Source organism: uncultured Lutibacter sp., from assembly GCF_937891065.1.
Classification (GTDB): domain Bacteria; phylum Bacteroidota; class Bacteroidia; order Flavobacteriales; family Flavobacteriaceae; genus Lutibacter.
The window spans coordinates 1-3,022 of record NZ_CALAEQ010000198.1; the positions used below are offsets into that span (position 1 = coordinate 1).

At 25.8% G+C, this 3,022-nt stretch carries 2 protein-coding genes; both read left to right on the forward strand.

The annotated features are described in order from the left end of the window. The first annotated feature begins 561 nt into the window (after nucleotides 1–561). Entirely contained in the window at nucleotides 562–1,212 is a 651-nt protein-coding gene (locus Q0352_RS10985) for a DUF47 domain-containing protein (protein WP_299527427.1), read from the forward strand. Nucleotides 1,213–1,233: 21 nt separating this feature from the next. Next, a partial coding sequence (locus tag Q0352_RS10990; RefSeq protein WP_299527428.1) for an inorganic phosphate transporter occupies nucleotides 1,234–3,022 on the forward strand: 1,789 nt, incomplete at its 3' end.

Below are 3,022 nucleotides of genomic sequence, written 5' to 3' on the forward strand. Positions count from 1 at the left end.
ACTGTTTTAAAATCTAAGTATGGTAGAGTGGTAGATCTTAATAGATTGAGGTTTCATTTTAATGGTATTTAAAAATTGTTATCTCGTAAAAAAAAGTTATTCATTTTAGTTACATAAGGGCATACAGTTTATGAAGAAGGAGTTTAAAAACCTTAGAGATTTTATTTGTAAAAATACTCATATATAGAATACCTCGTATGATTGTATGGAGGAAACTTATTAATAGTAATGACACAATTTTTGAAGTCAGTAACTACTTATTTTTATTCTTTATTACAAGAATTCATCAAGCTCAATTTTTATTTAAGGAAGTTAAAGATAACACGACTTAATAGTTTTTACCCACTACAGTAAATTTAAAAACTAAACACAAACACTACAGTGTATTTGAAATTGAGTAATTAGATACTACTTAGATTTTATAAAATGATATATATCAGCTATATATAAATATTTTAAACACTACTTTAATTTTTTTAAAATTATACTATGATTAAGATCATACCATTAAGTGTTTTTTATACTTAACTTTGAGGTTAAAGTTATATAACAAAATATATTATGGTAAACATATTTAAAACTTCAAAATCTGTAGCATTAAGTATAGATGATTTTTTTGATAAAATTGATTTAGGAATTTTAAACTTTAAAAAGGGCATTAATAGTTATATCAAAGGGAATATAGAAGAATTTGATTTAAATTTAAATACACTTAATTTTTTAGAAAAAGATGCTGATTCAATAAAAAGGAAAATTGAGAATGAATTTTATCTACATTCTTTAATGCCAAATTATGCAAGTGATATATTAAATTTACTAGAAAGTGTTGATGATATTATTGATAAGTCAAAAGATGTAATAAATCAATTTGATGTTGAAAAACCGCATTTACCTAAAGAAATAATAAATGATTATTTAGAGTTGGTTAATTTATCAGTAAAATCTGTTGAAAATGTAATTCCTGCAGCTAGAATATTTTTTACTTCTCCAGACCAAGTAAAAGATAAAATTCAAAAAGTGCTTTTTTATCATAGAGAAACAGATGTACTATCAAATAATATTAAGCGTAAAATATTTCAAGAACTTGATACTTTAAAATTAAGTGAAAAAATTCACTTACGTTATTTTGCTTTGCATATTGAACAAATTTCTGATGCTTCTAAAATTGTGGCTCAAAAATTATCTTCACTAGTTATTAAAATCAAAATGTAAAAAAACACAAAATATTATAGAATGTTTTTATTTTTTCTTACAAGCGGACTTTTTTTAGGATGGACATTAGGAGCTAATGATGCTTCAAATGTTTTTGGTTCGGCGGTAGGCTCTAAAATGATTCGTTTTAAACAAGCAGCTATAATTGCTTCAATTTTTGTGGTTTTAGGTGCTGTTTTACAAGGTTATGGAGGTTCGGAAACCTTAGGTAAGTTAGGTTCTGTTGATGCTTTAGGTGGTGCATTCACAGTAGCATTAGCTGCTGGAATATCAGTGTTTTGGATGACAAAATTAAAACTTCCAGTTTCAACTTCACAAGCTATTGTAGGTGCAATTATTGGATGGAACTTTTTCTCTGAAAATCCAACAGATATCAATTCACTTACAAAAATTGTTACAACATGGATTTCAGGTCCAATTTTAGGAGGAATATTTGCGGTATTACTTTTCTTATTATTACAGTATGTTTTAAAGAAAAGTAAAATCCACTTAATTAAATTAGATGGTTATATAAAGTTTGGGCTTTTAGTTGTTGGTGCATTTGGCTCTTATAGTTTAGGAGCAAATAATATTGCAAATGTTGTAGGTGTATTTGTTCCATCAGTACCTGATATAATAATAGATTTTGGATTTTTTACACTTGATGGAATGCAGTTATTATTTTTAGCAGGTGGGTTATCTATTGCTTTAGGAATTATTACCTATTCTCAGAGAGTGATGATGACCGTTGGGAATTCACTTATGAAATTAAATGCTGAGACAGCAATAGTTGTAGTACTCGCTCATGCATTGGTTTTATTTGTTTTTTCATCTCAAAGTTTATCAAATTTATTTGTTAGAATTGGACTTCCAGAAATACCATTAGTACCTGTATCTAGTTCGCAAGCCATTGTTGGTGCTATTTTAGGAATAGGATTATTAAAAGGTGGAAAAAGTATACAAATAAATGTGATAGGTAAAATAGCATTGGGCTGGGTAGTAACTCCAATAATTGCAGGTTTAATAGCATTTTTCGCATTGTTTTTTATGAGTAATGTGTTTAACTTGAAAGTATCTGAAAATACTTCAAAATTTATAAAAAGTGATATAACTATTAACCAAAGTAGTAATATAATAGATACTACTAAAACAAAAATTATTGACAGTTTTGATGCAACTACGAACGAAGTTACAAAAGTTAATATATACAAGCCAGTAGTAATAATAGTAATTATGCTTTTAATAGTATTTATTATATATCAACTATATATCATAAACAATTTAAAGGATAAAGGTAAACTTGAAGAGTTTCAAGAAAGTATTGAAAGATATAATATTCAACAAAAATTATTAGAGAATGAGTTAAAAATAACCTCAGATACAAATCTTAAATTAGAAAAAGAAATTGAAGCTAAAGAAATTGAACAAAAGAAAATTGCTCTAAGTATTATTAGAAAAAATGAAATTTTATCCAAATTAAAAACAGAAATAGAACTTTTAAAATTAAAGCCTGAAGGTAAGCTTAAGTTTAGAGATCTTAATAGTTTAAAAATGCTAATACTTGAAAATTTAAATGTAGAAAAAGAGCGAAAATCATTTGATAAATATATTAAAGAATTAGATAATACTTTTTATCAAAATTTAATTAAGAAGTACCCGGATTTAACAGATAATGAAAAGAAACTTTGCTCTTTGTTACGCTTAAAATTAACTTCAAAAGAAATGGCTTCTATATTAAATATTACCCCAAAAAGTGTTGAAGTAAATAGATATCGGTTACGCAAAAAAATGAATATAAAAAAATCAGAAAAACTCTCTAAAATAATAAGAA